Source organism: Bdellovibrio svalbardensis (genome assembly GCF_029531655.1).
GTDB lineage: Bacteria > Bdellovibrionota > Bdellovibrionia > Bdellovibrionales > Bdellovibrionaceae > Bdellovibrio > Bdellovibrio svalbardensis.
Map to the genome: position 1 here is coordinate 1,086,375 of NZ_JANRMI010000001.1, position 15,314 is coordinate 1,101,688.

The 15,314-nt window shown below is 44.3% G+C and carries 14 protein-coding genes; 9 read left to right on the forward strand and 5 right to left on the reverse strand.

The window, feature by feature from the left end; genetic code table 11:
- The first annotated feature begins 110 nt into the window (after window positions 1–110).
- The 3 genes from NWE73_RS05195 (at window position 111) to NWE73_RS05205 (ending at window position 4,900) form a co-directional block, all read left to right on the forward strand.
- The gene (locus NWE73_RS05195) at window positions 111–701 is read left to right on the forward strand and encodes a hypothetical protein (RefSeq protein WP_277577217.1); all 591 of its coding nucleotides are present in this window, start codon (window positions 111–113) and stop codon (window positions 699–701) included.
- Window positions 679–1,632, forward strand: a complete 954-nt coding sequence (locus tag NWE73_RS05200) for an HTTM domain-containing protein (RefSeq protein WP_277577218.1) — start codon at window positions 679–681, stop codon at window positions 1,630–1,632. The genes NWE73_RS05195 and NWE73_RS05200 overlap by 23 nt, the downstream gene beginning before the upstream one ends.
- A 226-nt stretch (window positions 1,633–1,858) precedes the next feature.
- Window positions 1,859–4,900 carry a hypothetical protein gene (locus tag NWE73_RS05205; RefSeq protein ID WP_277577219.1) on the forward strand — a complete coding sequence of 1,014 codons (3,042 nt, stop codon included), beginning with the start codon at window positions 1,859–1,861 and terminating at the stop codon, window positions 4,898–4,900.
- 92 nt (window positions 4,901–4,992) lie between these two features.
- Here the strand turns inward: NWE73_RS05205 and NWE73_RS05210 are convergent, their stop codons facing one another.
- Window positions 4,993–6,543: an acyl-CoA dehydrogenase family protein gene (locus tag NWE73_RS05210; RefSeq protein WP_277577220.1), complete on the reverse strand. Its 1,551-nt coding sequence runs from the start codon at window positions 6,541–6,543 to the stop codon at window positions 4,993–4,995.
- A gap of 125 nt (window positions 6,544–6,668) precedes the next feature.
- Here NWE73_RS05210 and NWE73_RS05215 point away from each other — a divergent pair, with 125 nt between their 5' ends.
- The 4 genes from NWE73_RS05215 to NWE73_RS05230 all read left to right on the forward strand — a co-directional run bounded on the left by NWE73_RS05215 (window position 6,669) and on the right by NWE73_RS05230 (window position 10,393).
- Window positions 6,669–7,556 (forward strand): S1 family peptidase, encoded by an 888-nt coding sequence (locus tag NWE73_RS05215; RefSeq protein ID WP_277577221.1) that lies wholly within the window; start codon window positions 6,669–6,671, stop codon window positions 7,554–7,556.
- Window positions 7,557–7,699: 143 nt separating this feature from the next.
- Window positions 7,700–8,353, forward strand: coding sequence for a chalcone isomerase family protein (locus NWE73_RS05220; protein ID WP_277577222.1), 654 nt, complete (start codon window positions 7,700–7,702; stop codon window positions 8,351–8,353).
- A 9-nt stretch (window positions 8,354–8,362) separates the two neighbouring features.
- Complete coding sequence (locus NWE73_RS05225; RefSeq protein ID WP_277577223.1) at window positions 8,363–9,355, forward strand: hypothetical protein; 993 nt, start codon at window positions 8,363–8,365, stop codon at window positions 9,353–9,355.
- A gap of 69 nt (window positions 9,356–9,424) precedes the next feature.
- Window positions 9,425–10,393, forward strand: a complete 969-nt coding sequence (locus NWE73_RS05230; protein ID WP_277577224.1) for a YeiH family protein — start codon at window positions 9,425–9,427, stop codon at window positions 10,391–10,393.
- On the opposite strand, the gene NWE73_RS05235 is transcribed toward NWE73_RS05230, so the two are convergent.
- From NWE73_RS05235 to NWE73_RS05245, 3 genes are read right to left on the reverse strand one after another with little or no spacing between them, the layout of a single operon-like run.
- Complete coding sequence (locus tag NWE73_RS05235; RefSeq protein ID WP_277577225.1) at window positions 10,390–11,667, reverse strand: Nramp family divalent metal transporter; 1,278 nt, start codon at window positions 11,665–11,667, stop codon at window positions 10,390–10,392. The two genes, NWE73_RS05230 and NWE73_RS05235, sit on opposite strands and share 4 nt — an antisense overlap.
- Before the next feature lie 26 nt (window positions 11,668–11,693).
- Complete coding sequence (locus tag NWE73_RS05240) at window positions 11,694–12,323, reverse strand: hypothetical protein (protein WP_277577226.1); 630 nt, start codon at window positions 12,321–12,323, stop codon at window positions 11,694–11,696.
- 18 nt (window positions 12,324–12,341) lie between these two features.
- Window positions 12,342–13,292: a YajG family lipoprotein gene (locus NWE73_RS05245; protein ID WP_277577227.1), complete on the reverse strand. Its 951-nt coding sequence runs from the start codon at window positions 13,290–13,292 to the stop codon at window positions 12,342–12,344.
- A 378-nt stretch (window positions 13,293–13,670) separates the two neighbouring features.
- Between NWE73_RS05245 and NWE73_RS05250 the strand changes: the two genes are divergently transcribed.
- Window positions 13,671–13,880 carry a hypothetical protein gene (locus NWE73_RS05250; protein WP_277577228.1) on the forward strand — a complete coding sequence of 70 codons (210 nt, stop codon included), beginning with the start codon at window positions 13,671–13,673 and terminating at the stop codon, window positions 13,878–13,880.
- A gap of 56 nt (window positions 13,881–13,936) precedes the next feature.
- On the opposite strand, the gene NWE73_RS05255 is transcribed toward NWE73_RS05250, so the two are convergent.
- Window positions 13,937–14,722 (reverse strand): transporter substrate-binding domain-containing protein, encoded by a 786-nt coding sequence (locus NWE73_RS05255; protein ID WP_277577229.1) that lies wholly within the window; start codon window positions 14,720–14,722, stop codon window positions 13,937–13,939.
- A gap of 128 nt (window positions 14,723–14,850) precedes the next feature.
- Between NWE73_RS05255 and NWE73_RS05260 the strand changes: the two genes are divergently transcribed.
- Window positions 14,851–15,264, forward strand: a complete 414-nt coding sequence (locus tag NWE73_RS05260; protein ID WP_277577230.1) for a CBS domain-containing protein — start codon at window positions 14,851–14,853, stop codon at window positions 15,262–15,264.
- Window positions 15,265–15,314: the final 50 nt, after the last annotated feature.

The window sequence follows — 15,314 nt, forward strand, 5'->3', positions numbered from 1 at the left end:
GGAAATGTAGGTGTAACATTCTTAACTGAAATTACAGAAGTCTGGATTGATCCCCTTATAGTCAGCCAATAGAGTGCCCTCATTGTTAGAAAGCAAATAGGGGGTGTATCGTGTTTTCGATTTTGTTCAAGTGGCTGAAGAATATTCTGATTTCAGCATTCATAGTCGCTAATGTGATTGTGATTGTTTTTGGCTCGCTTCCTGATCGAAGCGCTGTGGGAAACAGAATATTCAACTGGGTTCGTCCCTATCAGGAGCTTTTCGCGCTTTATCAAGCATGGAGTATGTTTGCTCCTAATCCTTCAAGTTTGAATTCTTATATTGATGTTGAATTGACATTCGCAGATGGCTCCAAGGAGAAGTGGAATTTCCCCAGATCCAGTCAACTCGGCACTGCAGAGAGGCTCGTAAGTGGTGAGCGCTTTAGAAAGTTTGCCCAAGACAACTTGATTCCCATGGAGAAAGAAGACGTTTGGATTGATCTTGGGAAGTATGTCGCTCGAGAAGTATCTCGCCTGGAGGATGAGGGTAAGCATCGATCATTGGAGCGGATGGATTTCTATCGCCATACAAATCGTATTCAACCACCAACAAAGGTTTTTGTACCGCACGGACAACTATCGCGGGAATTTTCCGAGGAACTTGTTTTCCACTTTAAACCAGACTCAAAGGTGAAGTATGAAGCTCGCAACAATAACTAAATCAGTTCAAGATTTCTTTTTTAAACCGATTCAGGTTCAAAACGTCGCTTTAATGAGGATTGGGATCGGTGTTATTCTTTTACTCAATTGGTATATGATATGGAGTCACCTTGGCGTATTCTATAGTGACTCCGGCTTGGTCTCTTGGGAGACGATGAAGCATTATATCTCACCGAATGTGTTCAATCTTTATTTCTATTTTCCTAATGATCCTCGAACAACTTGGTTGTTTGGAGTAATAAACTTACTGGGTGCCATTGGCGTGTTCTTGGGGCTATTCACGCGAACGTCGATTGTATTGACCTTCCTGACGTTGGTGGCTTTCCATGAGAGAAATATTTTTATTTTGAATAGCGCGGATTTAGTTCTGAGAAATTTTCTCTTCTTTATGTTGTTCTCGCCAGCTGGTGAAGCCTATTCTTTAGATCGATGGATTAAGGTGAAGCTTGGTAGCGCGTCTGAAGAGCCAGTTCTGCGTAGGCCTTGGGCTTTGCGACTTATGCAGTTACAGTTCTCTTTCATATATATTGCGACAGTATTATTTAAAATGAAGGGAACTTACTGGGCTGATGGAACGGCAATTTACATTGCCACTCGATTGGATGAGTTTTTCCGAATACAGCTTTCGATTCTCAATAGCATGTTTGCAATAAAAATGCTTACTTGGGGTACTCTGCTCGTGGAGTTTGCTTTGGGAACTTTGATTTGGATTCGCGAATTGAAGTATTGGGTATTGCTTGCAGGAGTCGGTTTGCATTTAGGAATCGAGCTGACTATGAGTATTCCATTGTTCGAATGGGTTATGATTGTGACTATGCTTTGCATGGTTGATCCCGCGGATATTAATAAAGTTGAGTTGTGGTTGCGTCAAAAAATGAGATCAAGAAATAGATCTGGTGTAGTCACTTCTCCCTCAATTAGTGTTTTGTAAATCGGACGCAGATGAAGAGAAAAATCAATCAACGCCAGTCGAAAAACGACTGGCGTTTTTTATTTTTGAAATTGTGTCCTCGATGAAAATGATTTCAAGCATTCAATATATTAAATTTGTCAGAAATTAAAAGACTGAAACAGACAAAGATTTGGCTAACAAAATAAAAACCCATCGAATAGTTTTTTCTCCACGAACAAAACACAACCCATAATTTGGAGGAAATATGATTCGAAAGCACAGGAATATTATTCTTGTTGCAGGTATGGCTCTATTTGTGAATCCGGCGTGGGCAAAGGAAAGTACCGTAAAGGGATATTCTCTTGCACCATCTTCTTCACAGGTAGCGAATAAATCTGCAGAAGGTAAGTCAAAGAAAAATCTAAGTGATTCTACCGAGTACAAAACTGGATTTCCAGTGCGCTCGACATCAAAAAGTGTCAGTGGACAAAGTTGTCAGACCATCAAAGGGAAGCTAGTTTGTACAAATACCTCAAGCCCTAGTAGTACTACCGGTAATAACGGTAACAACGGCAATAACGGTAACAACGGTAACAACGGAAACAACGGAAACAACGGCAATAACGGAAGTACCGGTGGAAGTGGAAGTACTGGTAACAACGGTAATAACGGTAATAACGTAAATAACGGTAATAACGGTAACAACGGTAACAACGGTAACAACGGAAGCACCGGTGGAAGCGGAAGTACTGGTAACAACGGTAATAACGGTAATAACGGTAATAACGGTAATAACGGTAATAACGGTAATAACGGTAATAACGTAAATAACGGTAATAACGGCAATAACGGTAATAACGTAAATAACGGTAATAACGGCAATAACGGTAATAACAGTAATAACGGCAATAACGGTAACAACGGTAATAACGGCAATAACGGCAATAACGGTAACAACGGCAATAACGGTAACAACGGCAATAACGGCAATAACGGCAATAACGGTAATAACGGCAATAACGGTAATAACGGTAATAACGGTAATAACGGCAATAACGGTAATAACGGTAATAACGGCAATAACGGCAATAACGGTAACAACGGCAATAACGGTAATAACGGTAATAACGGCAACAACGGTAACAACGGCAACAACGGTAATAACGGCAACAACGGTAATAACGGTAACAACGGAAACAACGGAAACAACGGAAATACCGATTGCGAACCGACTACAGGTCATCCATCCACATCCACAACTAGCGGTGAGAGTACAACCAGGGGTGAGACTGTCTCCACAAGCACAACTAGCGGTGAGAGTACAACCAGAGGTGAAACTGTCTCCACAAGTACAACTAGTGGTGAGACTGTCTCCACAAGCACAACCAGTGGTGAGACTTCTTCAACAAGTACAACTAGTGGCGAGACAACTACGACCAGTACGACTAGTGGAGAGACGTCTTCAACAAGTACAACTGGTGGAAACGAAGAGAAGAAGAAGCTTAAGCACAAGTTGGAACCTCTGTTCCATCTCGCGTTCGACTTCGGCTCTTACATTGTCAACTTGACTCCTCAAGTGACATTGCCTCAACCGAAATCAGCAGATTTCTATGCTTATGCTCCAAAGGCCGCAAGCTCTATGGATACATTGGTAGTTGGAGATTATCGTGATGGTTTCCAAAAAACTGTTTGGGGATCTGTTGAGGTAGGTTTAGGTGTACAACTGAAATTCTGGTTCGAAAATGCATCAGGAATTGCAAATCAATTCTGGGCATATGTCGGAGTATTGCCAGTTGTTGGTAAAGACACAACTTCAACTCGTTATGTAGGTACTTTGGCCAAAGCTTACGATATGGGAGGAAGATGGCAAATTCCAGAATCTGCATCTGATCTAAATACCTGGGATCCAGGAGATAGTATTTCTTACGTTTCTCGTGGGGGAGTTATCTTCATGGGTAGCGCAGGGGTAGGACCTGTTGGCGTTGGCGCTAGCAGATTGGCTTCTGGTATTTGGGAAACTTATGTAGAAAAAGTTGGAAGTCATAAGGCTTATGTGAAGATTACGAATGGTCGACTTGATAGCTTCTCAGCATTCTTGAGCGCTTCAATTCTGACAATTTCGAAAACTTACTTTAAATCTGCCGATGACGGATTCTCTTATCTGTTTGATTTGAGCACAGAGACAGGTCGCAAAGCATATGAGGATATGATTCGCGGTAACGTGATCGCATCAGATATCTTGTCGAAAGAGAAACCAAGAAACCTGGTTGAAAATGCTCCTGTTCTAAAAGTAGAAACGTTCAGAACAGTTTCTACTGGTACAACAGTAAGCAAAGCGTTCGCTATTCCAATTATTTGGGATAAAACATACAGTACAGGTCGAGTGCAATCGTTCACTTCATCTGATCTGCATATCGATCGCAATACAGCCCGTGTTCACTACGGTATTTTCACGACTTCAGAAGATACAAACTTCTGGTTCAAACATAAAGAAGAAGACTTTATGTTCTATGGTGCGAAGTACTCTATTGAAAATTGGGATACAAAAGCTCGCACAGAAAGTATGTTCGGTAACTACGGATATGCATTCCGCCACGAGAAGAGTAACTCAAGCCGTCTTCAAGCCGGTATCAGAGAGCTTATTGAAAAAACAGGTCTTCAGGCTTTGATGGTCAAAATCCCATATGATGGTGATCTTGGTTACACAGGTCTAGAGTTCAACGTTATGTTTAACGAAGCGAATACTATTAGAATGATGAATGCGGTACGCTCTATGAGCCAGGCTGACTTCGTTTCTAGAGTTTCTTCACTTGCAGATGCATACTTGATGAAGTCTGTAGATCCTTTGGCAATGTGCCCAGTGGCGAAAGGTCAGACTAAGCAAGTTGCTCAGCAACCGGATGCAAACTGCGCTTACACTTTGAAAGCGACGACTGCAACAGGCGCGAGCAAAATGTACGCGGCTTTGAGACGTATGGCTGCAACAGTCAATACAGATCCTCGCGCGTTCTCTGCCGCTTATGGTCAGTTCGGTGAGGCAATGAATGAAAATGCATTCATGTTCAAAACTGCGATGAATCTTGCGGGCCCTGGTGCGACGATTGAATACCTCATTGAGGGTACGAAATTGTCTATGTACTACAAACAATGGGTGACGGATGCGTCAGGTCGTTGGATTGTGGTGACTCAGCCAAGCAAAAAAGGACTTCCTTTCAAACCGGAACTTCGACACTCACGTGTTCGCGGTATCGTGATTGGAAACAATCCTGGTGATGTTATGAATCCAAATTTCGCGCCGTTATTCTAATAACGGAGTGAAATAAAAGCTCTGAATATTTTCAGAGACGGCACAGCCGCTGATCGAAAGATCCGCGGCTGTTTTGTTTTGGTCTTGAGCACTTACAACTCAAAGTTATAGACGGCGGCTTCTCCCATAACGTCTCCCAAAGACAAGGCCAATTGGCGAGCATTTGATTCCCAAGTCTCTGGACTGTTACCGTTGAGTTTGTTGACGAGTTCTTGGAATACAGTCCATTTTGCCATGAACTTTGGCTGATTCGCTTTGGCGGCCGGAGAATTTTTTAGATATTCCATCACGACTGGAAGAGACTGTTCTTTTTCAAACGCCCTGAGCATATCAAGTGCAAGGACATTCGTAGTTCCTTCCCAGATTGAAAATACTTGGCCGTCACGCACTAAGCGTGGCAGACCCGTATCTTCAACATAGCCAGCACCACCAAATATCTCGACAACTTCACTGGAAACGATCATCGCTTTTTTTGCAGTGTAAAGTTTTAAAACTGGAGTGAGGGTGCGAAGCAAAGTCCTTTCCGCTGCAGAGATTTCACCAACTTCTTCTTTTCCCAGCAAATGTGCCACCAAAAAACTAAAGGCGAAAGAATGTCGGAAATCCTCTTCGAGCCAACGTAATGTTTCGCGGTGTAGAGGGTGGTCGATCAGCAATTTCCCAAAGGCTGTTCTTTTTTTGGAGTAGCTTTGTGCAAGGTCCAAAGCTCTGCGCATGTGACCCACGGCGCACATGGAATTATAAATGCGTGTGATATTCAAGACGCTCGCAATGCGCTTCACACCTTCACCTTCGCCACCCATCATGCGGGCGGGTGTGCCCTGAAGGCTCAACTCGGCGGTTGGCAAAGCTTTAGTTCCAAGTTTGTCTTTGAGGCGATGGATCTGGATGTTGTTCAGTTGTCCCTGGTTGTTGCGAAGCTCAAGATAGAAAAGGCTTAAGCCACGCGATCCGGCTGGAGCCCCAGCGGGGCGAGCCAGAGTCAGCGCCATTTGCGATGTCGTGGCGGATGTGAACCATTTTGTTCCATGCAAAGTATGGGTTGCTCCAAAGGAACTTTGTCCTTGATAGGGATGTGCATCCGTTGAAGTTCCACTGACATCGGAGCCGCCAGTTCGCTCCGTCATCCATTGTCCCGCAGTCCAAAAGCTTGTGGAGTCTTTGGAAAGCAGGTGGGACATTCCGCGGGTTTTCAGCTCCGGAGTTCCATAAAGCTCCAAGGCTCGTGCGGCCCCGTCAGTCATCGCCAAGGGACAGGAGAAAATGGCGGAGCTGGGGGAATATATATAGAGTAAAGCCATTTGATAAACGCGAGAAAAAGCTCCGAATCGGCGTTCATAGGCGGTGGCGACAATCCCTTCCTCCGCTGCGACTTTCTCAAGCTGCTTCCAGCCATTGGAGACCTTAATATCGTCGATGCGGCGGCCCCAGGGATCAAATGGAACGTGAACAGGGGGCTGAGCCTCAGCCTCTTGGGCCCAATCGAGCATATCCGTAACCGCTCTTTGACCAAGATGAGCGAGATGAGGCAGGGCTTCCCTTTGGCAATCCGGGGGAAGAACCTTTGTTAAAAACTTCTTCAGGATTTCGTCAGATTCGAAGGTATTCGTAAGGCTGGGGCCTTCTTGATAAAAGTTTTTCATGGTCCTAGTGTAGGTGTCGGCAGAGAGGGGGACAACAATATGTCATCAAGCCCGCCTTTTTTTCGAGAAAACTCTTGCCGACCTGTAATTGTATCCATATAAGAGCCCCTCGTTTAGGAGGCGCCGTGTTCCGTTTATTGTTAGCAGCAAGTTTAGTTACTTTGGTATCCTGCACACCCAAATCTTCGGGTTTGATCGAAAAGGGCCAAAATTCTTCAATTATTAATGGCCATGAAGTTAAGGAAGGCGCTCCCATCACAGCCAGTATCGTGGCGTTGTTTGATACAAAAGAGAACTTCATTTGTACCGGTTCTTTGATCGCACCAAATATCGTTTTGACAGCAGCTCATTGCATGCCAAACCGGGCTTCAGATTTGAAAGTGGTTTTCGCTAATAACGTTGATTCAGTTTTGAACGCTCGCGAACAAGACATTCTTCAAACTTATGTTTTGACAGCAACCGATTTCAAAACCTATTCAACATGGAAAGAGAATTCGCAAGTTCAAGTCGACAGAGGAGACATCGCGCTTGTGAAATTCAAAGGACAAGCTCCTGAAGGTTACAAACCTGCGACCTTCCTTCCAGACCAAAGCGCTCTTAAAAAAGGGGCGATGGTGACTGTTGCTGGTTACGGTGTGGATCTTGTTGAGACAAAAGACTTAGATCCGAAAAAATACCGTGGCAACCTCGATGAGGCGATTGAGTTCGGCGAAGTAATCTGCGACGACAATAAACGTAACTGCATGACTGTGGACATGAGTGGTGACGGCATTCTTCGTCAAACTGAAGCTCCGATTTCATCTCTTCAACAAACTGAATTGCGCTTGGATGAGAGCAAAGCGGGAACATGCAGCGGTGACTCTGGCGGTCCTGCATACATCGAAAAAGATGGTAAGTTCTATCTTTTCGGAATCACGAGCCGAGGCAGCGTGCTCTGCGATGACACGGGCGTATACACAAATGCTTTGGAATATAAGCAGTGGATCGCGGATACCATCAAGGTTTTGAAGTAGTAATTAAATCTGAGCAAGCTCCATTGCTTAGATAAAAAGATAGTGATTTTGACTCCCATAGTTTGCTGACATACGAATTTCTTTTGTTTTTAACAACAGGAGAAATTCGTAATGAACGTCTCCTTGATTTACTGGAGACGTTTATGAAATCAGTGTCCAACTTCTTGGTATCCTCTGCTCTTGTCCTGACTTGCTCACTCGCTCAGGCTTCTCTTTTAAAACTTGAAAAAGGTCCTCGCACTGTCGAGGGAATCAATATTTCCCAATCGGCTGATGCGATTGTGGGCGATCAGTCTGTCCATTTGGGAACTGTGGGTGCTGGCGTTCGTTGGAAGAAAATTCTTCTGGCGAAGTTGAAAGTCTATGTTGCGCAGCTGATGGTTGAAAGTCCCGATCGCTTTATTAAGAAAGACAAAGAGGCATTGAAATCACTTGATGACAGCAGCACAGTTGCCATTCAATTGACTTTCCTGCGGACAGTGGATGCTCCGACAGTGCAAAACTCCTTCCGTGATGCCTTGATGGCCAATAAAATTGATTTAAGTCATGATGCAGTCAAAACTTTTCTTAGCGCGGTAAAGAACGGTGGCGATGCCACTTCTGGAAATAGTTTAACAATCCTCATTCAAAAACACAGCGATGGGACTGAGACCCTGGTGTACGAAGATTCAACGGGCATGCAAACCCAAGTTCAAAGTGACAAGGGATTGACGCAGAAAATTCTGGCGATTTGGTTGGGAACTCCCAGCGATGATGGTGTGGCATCGTGCAAGTCAGATCTTCTTTCAAATAACTAGGATTTGCAGATGATTTTTTCTTTTAAAACTTTTGCAGTCTCAGTTCTGGTGATTTCATTCTGTCTGTCGTTGACGGCCTGCGATGCCGTCGATGCCATGAGTGCGACCAAAGAAATCCCCGAGAAAATGGATCAGACCAATAGCCGCATGAGCAATATGCTGGAGGAGATGAAGAGAACTACTTCCGGAGTTCATGATCAAAGTTTGTTGATTCCTCTGGAAAATATTTTGAAAGAGGAAAATCACGATTCCCTGGCTCCGGTTCCTTTTAAGTTGATGCCTTATGGAAAGAAATTTGCGGAGGCGGCGACAGCCCAAGAGCTGGTGGATTTGACATATATTTGGATCAAAGAAGTTGAGGTGTCTTTGCCGACCAAAGACATTGATGAGGCCACGGGTTCAGAGATTCCCTATACGCGCAGGCAAGTGGCAAATATCAACAACGAGAAGATGGCCAGATTGGTGGCCTTGCAAGTTATTGCGGGATTTACTCCTCAGCCAATTGTAGAGGAAATCATTCGAATGCACATTGTTGGCGCACCCGAACAGGGGAGTCGTCGTTTTGAAGACACCGCTTTGGCATTTTTGATGTTAAGAGCAATGTTTATTCGTGATGTTCTTCTTCAGGAAAGTCTTTTGGCATCGCCTTTGGATAATATTGGAAAAGTGGAAGAGGCAATAAAGTATGCTCGGCAGATTGAGTTCATTGCCAGACTTCGATTTGCAGATAAAGTGTCGTTTAAGACGCGAGGATTTATCGATGAACATGGGCAACAACTTCCTGTAGAGGAGCAGCCTCAAGAGCAGTTGAAAGGAGATGTTGCGGCAAAGCTTTGGCGCAGTATTCTCGAAAAAGCTCAGACTGATTTACGTGTTGTTGAACGCGAAGTTGGCAGCAACAGTGAAGAAGATAAAAAAATCTATGAACAAGAAAAACTCAGAGCGGCCCAGGGGCTTCAGACCTTGGAGGACTATGTGAGATCTTGGGAGCCTCAGTCCTGATCCCTTACTCTGAATACTATCTTTTGTGTGAATCAACAGATAGTATTCTTGGGACGGAGGGATCTGTTCATGCAAACTCTTGAAAAACCACTTTCTCATCATATTAAGGCCTCCGTGATTCCTGTTGCGGGGATTATGTGTTTGACGCCCTATATTTCCTCAGCGGTTGCATTGATTTTGGGAATTGTCATTGCCGTTGCCTTGGGGAATCCCTATATCGCGCGCACCCGAAAACTAACCTCAACTTTGCTAAGTCTTTCAGTCATGGGACTTGGTGCAGGGATGGACTTGGGAGTGGTTGGTAAAGTTGGTTTGGCTGGGGTGGGATACACTGTCGTGGGAATTTCGACCACCTTAGTTTTGGGATACCTTATTGGTAAACTTTTACGAACAGAGCGCGACACCTCTATTTTGATTTCTGTTGGTACAGCCATTTGCGGGGGCAGTGCCATTGCGGCTGTGGCACCAACAATTCGCGCTAAACATCATGAAATCTCAATTGCTCTGGGAACAGTATTTTTGCTGAATGCACTGGCCTTATTTATTTTTCCACCGATTGGTCATATTTTGAATTTGAGTGAGACTCAATTTGGTTTGTGGAGTGCCTTGGCCATTCATGACACCAGCTCTGTGGTGGGATCGACCTTGCAGTATGGCCCTCATGCTTTGGAAGTGGGGACCACAGTAAAGCTGGCTCGCGCATTATGGATTGTTCCCGTTACATTTTTATTTAGCTACTTGTTCGCTCGAGGTCAGAAGAGCCAAGGAGCTGAAAAACCAAAACGTCCGTGGTTTATTTTAGGTTTCTTGATAGCGGCCGCTCTGGTTACGTGGATTCCTGAAATTCGCCCAGCCGGTCATATGGTGAATGAAGTTGCTAAAAAGGTTTTGGTGTTGACGTTGTTTTTAATCGGCACCAATTTGACCAAAGAAACAATTCGCAGTGTTGGCTTAAAGCCTTTGATCCAAGGCATTTCTTTATGGATAGTTGTCGCCAGCGCGACTTTGGGAGCCATCCTGATAGGTTGGATTCATTAATTGAATATCTGCACGATCAGCCAAATGTTCGCGGTGCTGATGACTGCGAACAGCCCCCAGGTGAGAAGCTTCAAAGGTCGACGATTCGCAAAGCTGCCCATCAGTTTCTTATCGCTGGTGAACTTCACCAGGGGATATACGGCAAAGGGCAGTTGCAGACCTAAAATGACCTGAGTGATGACTAATAATTTTCCGGTGGAATCATCCCCAAGCCACGCCACACCAATAAAAGCTGGAATCAAAGCCAGACTTCTGGTTATCAAACGAATTTTCCAGCTGGGAAGCTGCAGGTTCAAATAACCTTCCAAGATGACCTGTCCCGCGATGGTGCCCGTGAAAGTGGAACTTTGCCCTGAAGCTAAAAGAGCGATAGCAAAAAGCAAGGGGGCGAGCCAGCTGCCCATGATGGGCTCCAGCAAGCGATGAGCATCTTGAATGTCAGCAACTTCGTTCCTTCCCGTTCCATGAAATGCGGAAGCAGCTAGAATTAAAATGGCGGAGTTTACCAAGAAGGCCAGGCTTAAAGAGACGACGGTGTCGATGGTTGAGAAGCGAATCGCCTGACGTTTTTCCACTTCGCTTACGCCGATCTTTCGAGTCTGTACGATTGCAGAGTGTAGATAAAGATTGTGGGGCATTATGGTGGCACCGACGATGCCAATCGCCAGATACCAACTATGAGGATCGTGAGCGAGGCTTAGCGATGGAATGTAGCCTGCTAAGACTGATGGCATATGGAGATCTAAAAGCAGAAGCTCCACTAAATAGCAAATCCCGATCGTAGCCACTAAGCCAAGAATAATAGCTTCGATTTTTCGAAAGCCTTTTCCTGCAAAGGCCAGCACAATAAAGGTATCTAAACAGGTGATCGCAACTCCTGTGAGCAGGGAACAACCGAAGAGAAGTTTGAATGCCAAGGCGCTGCCAAGGACTTCGGCGATATCGGTGGCGATAATGGCGATCTCTGCCAGAAACCATTGAAAGAGATTTGTTTTTTTGCCGAATTGCATGCGTGAAGCCAAGGCAAGGTCCATCCCCGAAGCAATTCCTAATTTCAAACTGAGATACTGAAGTGCGATGGCACCCAGGCTGGAAAATAAAACAATAGAAAGAAGAAGATATCCAAAGCGAGAACCGGCTTCGATGTCGGTGGCCCAATTACCGGGATCCATATAGCCGACCGAGACAAGAAGTCCCGGCCCTAAAAATCTGAAAAACTTCGCCCAGGGGGTGCCATCCTTTGGAATGCTGATGCTTCCTTTGAAGTCGGACATCATCCCCCCGGCATAATACAGTGTGATTACTGTGCAGCGGCCTCGATCTTAGCTTCGCAAGCAGCAAGAGATTGTTCAAGCTCTACGCGCTTTTCTGCCAAGCTTTTGCGATAGTCCTGATAACGCTCAATGGTTTCGAGTAAGTTCTCTTTGGTCACTGCTGTCACTTGACCTTTTTCGTTGTAACCAACATCCACAGTGGCATTTGTGTCGCTGCTTTTCTTTTTCTTATTGAAGTTCTTCCATTCAGTCATCATTTCAGGATTCATTGCCTCAGGACCTTGAACGGGCTTTACGGGTGTGCCATCACCGCCGTATTTTTTTGAATTGGCTTTGTTATTACAAGCGTTCACTTTGCCCGCAAGACCTTTGCTGGAGTATTCGCGAATTCCATAAAGAGCTTCATACTCTTTAAAAGTTTCATACTTCAGATTTTGCAAATATTCTGTCAATTGAGTTTTGTCCATGTGCATGACGTTGCCTTCTTGATCGACACCAATGGAGGAATCGCCACCAAGAGATTCTTCTTTTGAAAGATTAGTGGAAATGCTTTCATCCTTCAAAACTTGAGTCTCACGCTTTTTGGCACTTGAACATCCAGTAGAATAGCCCGCGATGAAGAGAGCTGTTGCTGTAAATAAAAGAGTCTTTTTCATAGGTCACTCCGTCTTAAGTTAGTTGTTCCAAAGATTGCTGCCTCTGCGCAGACAGTTTTTTCCGCCAGGCACGATATCGGCGGAGTCATTCATCCAAGACTTCAAAGAAGGATTTGTGGTGTTGTCTTCGATCTCGGATAATTTCGCTCCTTTGTCAAAAGCCAAAGCCCAGCCACCAAGACGCAAAACATTGGGGCGTTCTGCTTGATTGGAATCGACGACCTTTAATGAATTCACCGGCATATCCTGGTCAAAGTCTTCTTTCATGATCCATTGCTTGGACAAAGCGGTCTTTACCAGATCATTCATCTTTGCCCCTTGTCTGACGTAACGGCATACATACCGATCGAGTTCGGATGTTGTATTGGTAATTGGCGGGTACTTGCTAAGATCAAGTTTCGCCTGTTTTGCATTATAGGTTTTACGCTCTAAATTGGCGTTGCAGATCTTAACTTGAGTCTCGTACCAGTCTTTACGCTTTTTATAGGTGGCCTTATAGTTTTCAAAGCGGCGAATACGGTCTCTCAAATAGTCAGTCGAAACTGCGACAAGATTTTTCTTTTCATCCAGACCGATTTTCTGGAATTGATCTTCGCGATCGGTAAGGCGCGCTTTTTCCGGCATCTTCACGTAGGTGCCTTCGCCGCCCATCTCTGCAGAGTTCTCTTTTGTCTGGCATTCTTCCAGAACACCCCAAAGACCTCGATTGCCGGATTCATCCCCGCCATAAATGGTATCTTCAAGGCCATAGACTTCGAATTGAAGTTGGCGAACATAGTCAGCAAGGCGTATTTTCTTTTGCATGACCATTTCGTCTTTTTCGTTCAAACCAATAACGGTCCCGCCACCCATATCATCTGTTTTTTGAATCTCAGTATTCAGCTTTTCAGCTTTATTGGGATTCGATGCGCATGCAGCAAGAATAAATGATGCTGTAATTGGAAGAAGGAGAGAACTAACTTTCTTCATTTGATATCACCTCAGTTAAGGTTGGATGCAGAAACAAGTTTGCATTTGTAAAAATCTACTCCTTCAAAATGAGATAGGGTAGTGGCAAAATGAGACAGGGTAGTGTTTGCTGCAAATTGTGTTTCGGGCAATGGTCTTGATGCGTCCGTCCACTTGTATGTATCTGAAACTAGTTGATATTTATGAACCCGGTATTGACGCATATTTGCTCGTCTTTTGACTTTGGTCCCGATGATTAAGGGAATCTTAATCTTGGGGTAAAAAAGAATTAATACCGTTTTAATCGGTGATTAAGGACTCTTTGCTAATCTGTCTTCAGTGGATTTGATGATAATTAAAGTTATCTATAACCAAATAAAAAAACCAACGGAGGTTTTTATGAAATTCGCAACAGTTCTTATGTCTCTTCTTTTCGCTGGAATGATGGCTCACGCTCAAGGAGAAGCTCCTGCAACGACACCTGCTGGTGGTGCTGAAATGAGCGCTCCGAAAGCTGAAACATCAGTTAAAAAAGATAAAAAACACAAAAAACACGGCAAAAAAGAGAAATCAGAAAAATCAGAAAAAACTGAAGGCATGACTAAGTAATTAAGTTTTGCAAATGCTGATGAAAAGGGAACTGGAGACGGTTCCCTTTTTTATTGCTAGAAGTGATAGTAACTATTGAAGTCTTCTTCCGGAACGTATTTCAGTATGATTTTCTTGAGAGTCCCATCTGTTTTCATATCTTGGATAACCTTCTCAAACATTTTGAGTTCAAGGGGCTTCATTCTTTTCTTGGAAAAGAAGATAGCGAGTTCCAGGCGTTTACTGTCATCAGCAACTACCATCGTCTTTTCTTTGATTTTATATTGAATTGCATATCGACGTAGGAAGATTGGTGAGGTGAATGCGGCTTGTACTTTGCCTTTCGAAAGGAGATCCATAACACCATCTGGGAAGGCGACAAAGGTGGCTCGATGGGCCTTTTGAAGGGCGGCTATTTCCACGGAACTTGAAAAGAAGCTGCCTCCCGAAAGCATGGCAAAATTGACCTTGGAGTCTTTGAGGTAGTCTGCAACTTTGGCGCCGGGTTTGTAAAATTTATTTTGAACCAATAAAAGACGATTCACTGAATATATGGGGATAGAGGTGGCAAATTTGCTCCAGGATTCGTTCGTAAAAGAAAAAGCAAATATATCTATGCGATTATTCCGCAAATCTTCAGCGGCTCTGGAGAATGAAATAACTCTTTCATTGTAGACGCAATCAAGTCGTTTTTTAAGTTCGTTGAAGATCTCAATGGAAATAAGATTTGCACCGGCCTTGTCTTTTGAAACAGCATCCGTATTCGTGCCTACGCTGTAGACTCGATTGCAAAGGGCCTTTGCATGGAGTGGGTTGGCAGTTAAAAGACAGAAGAATAGGATTTTTGACAGGATGGTCTTCATTTGTGAAGTATATGGGCGCATTGCCGAACACACAAGCTGCCTGATGACAGATGGCTAAATACTGACGTTGAAAATACAAGGACAAGTCGGAACGAAGTCGCCGTATGCTTTTCTAAAAAGGAGTCACTATGCGTGTCAAAGAAGTCATGAGACCTCGAGCTGAAGTTATTCATTTTGATCACACAGTTGCTGAGGCAGCAAAGATGATGCTCAAGGGGGATTACGGCTGCATCCCCGTGGAGCGAGCCGATAAAATGGTCGGAATGCTGACCGACCGAGATATTGTCGTTCGAGTGGTTGCGAAGGGGTTAGACCCGGCTAAGACGACTGTCGAAGAGTGCATGAGCGAGGGTATCAATTACTGTTTCGATGACGATGATATTGCCGTTGTTGGTCAAACGATGATTTCGAAAAAAATACGCCGCATGCCAGTCATTAACAGAAGTAAGAGATTGGTCGGGATGCTGAGCTTGGGGGATATTGCAAACCGAGCTCAAAACAGGAACTTAAGTCACGATATTCTTTCTCACGTGTCTCATTAATAGAAAAGAATCCAACCCGCAGGCTTGTAGCCACCTTTAAGTGGTTGCGA

Bases quoted from the DNA above. Each gene is read 5' to 3' on its own strand.
- NWE73_RS05200 (WP_277577218.1), top strand. From the start codon at position 679: ATGAAGCTCGCAACAATAACTAAATCAGTTCAAGATTTCTTTTTTAAA.
- NWE73_RS05205 (WP_277577219.1), top strand. From the start codon at position 1,859: ATGATTCGAAAGCACAGGAATATTATTCTTGTTGCAGGTATGGCTCTA.
- NWE73_RS05210 (WP_277577220.1), bottom strand. From the start codon at position 6,543: ATGAAAAACTTTTATCAAGAAGGCCCCAGCCTTACGAATACCTTCGAA.
- NWE73_RS05220 (WP_277577222.1), top strand. From the start codon at position 7,700: ATGAAATCAGTGTCCAACTTCTTGGTATCCTCTGCTCTTGTCCTGACT.
- NWE73_RS05225 (WP_277577223.1), top strand. From the start codon at position 8,363: ATGATTTTTTCTTTTAAAACTTTTGCAGTCTCAGTTCTGGTGATTTCA.
- NWE73_RS05230 (WP_277577224.1), top strand. From the start codon at position 9,425: ATGCAAACTCTTGAAAAACCACTTTCTCATCATATTAAGGCCTCCGTG.
- NWE73_RS05235 (WP_277577225.1), bottom strand. From the start codon at position 11,667: ATGTCCGACTTCAAAGGAAGCATCAGCATTCCAAAGGATGGCACCCCC.
- NWE73_RS05240 (WP_277577226.1), bottom strand. From the start codon at position 12,323: ATGAAAAAGACTCTTTTATTTACAGCAACAGCTCTCTTCATCGCGGGC.
- NWE73_RS05245 (WP_277577227.1), bottom strand. From the start codon at position 13,292: ATGAAGAAAGTTAGTTCTCTCCTTCTTCCAATTACAGCATCATTTATT.
- NWE73_RS05250 (WP_277577228.1), top strand. From the start codon at position 13,671: ATGAAATTCGCAACAGTTCTTATGTCTCTTCTTTTCGCTGGAATGATG.
- NWE73_RS05255 (WP_277577229.1), bottom strand. From the start codon at position 14,722: ATGAAGACCATCCTGTCAAAAATCCTATTCTTCTGTCTTTTAACTGCC.
- NWE73_RS05260 (WP_277577230.1), top strand. From the start codon at position 14,851: ATGCGTGTCAAAGAAGTCATGAGACCTCGAGCTGAAGTTATTCATTTT.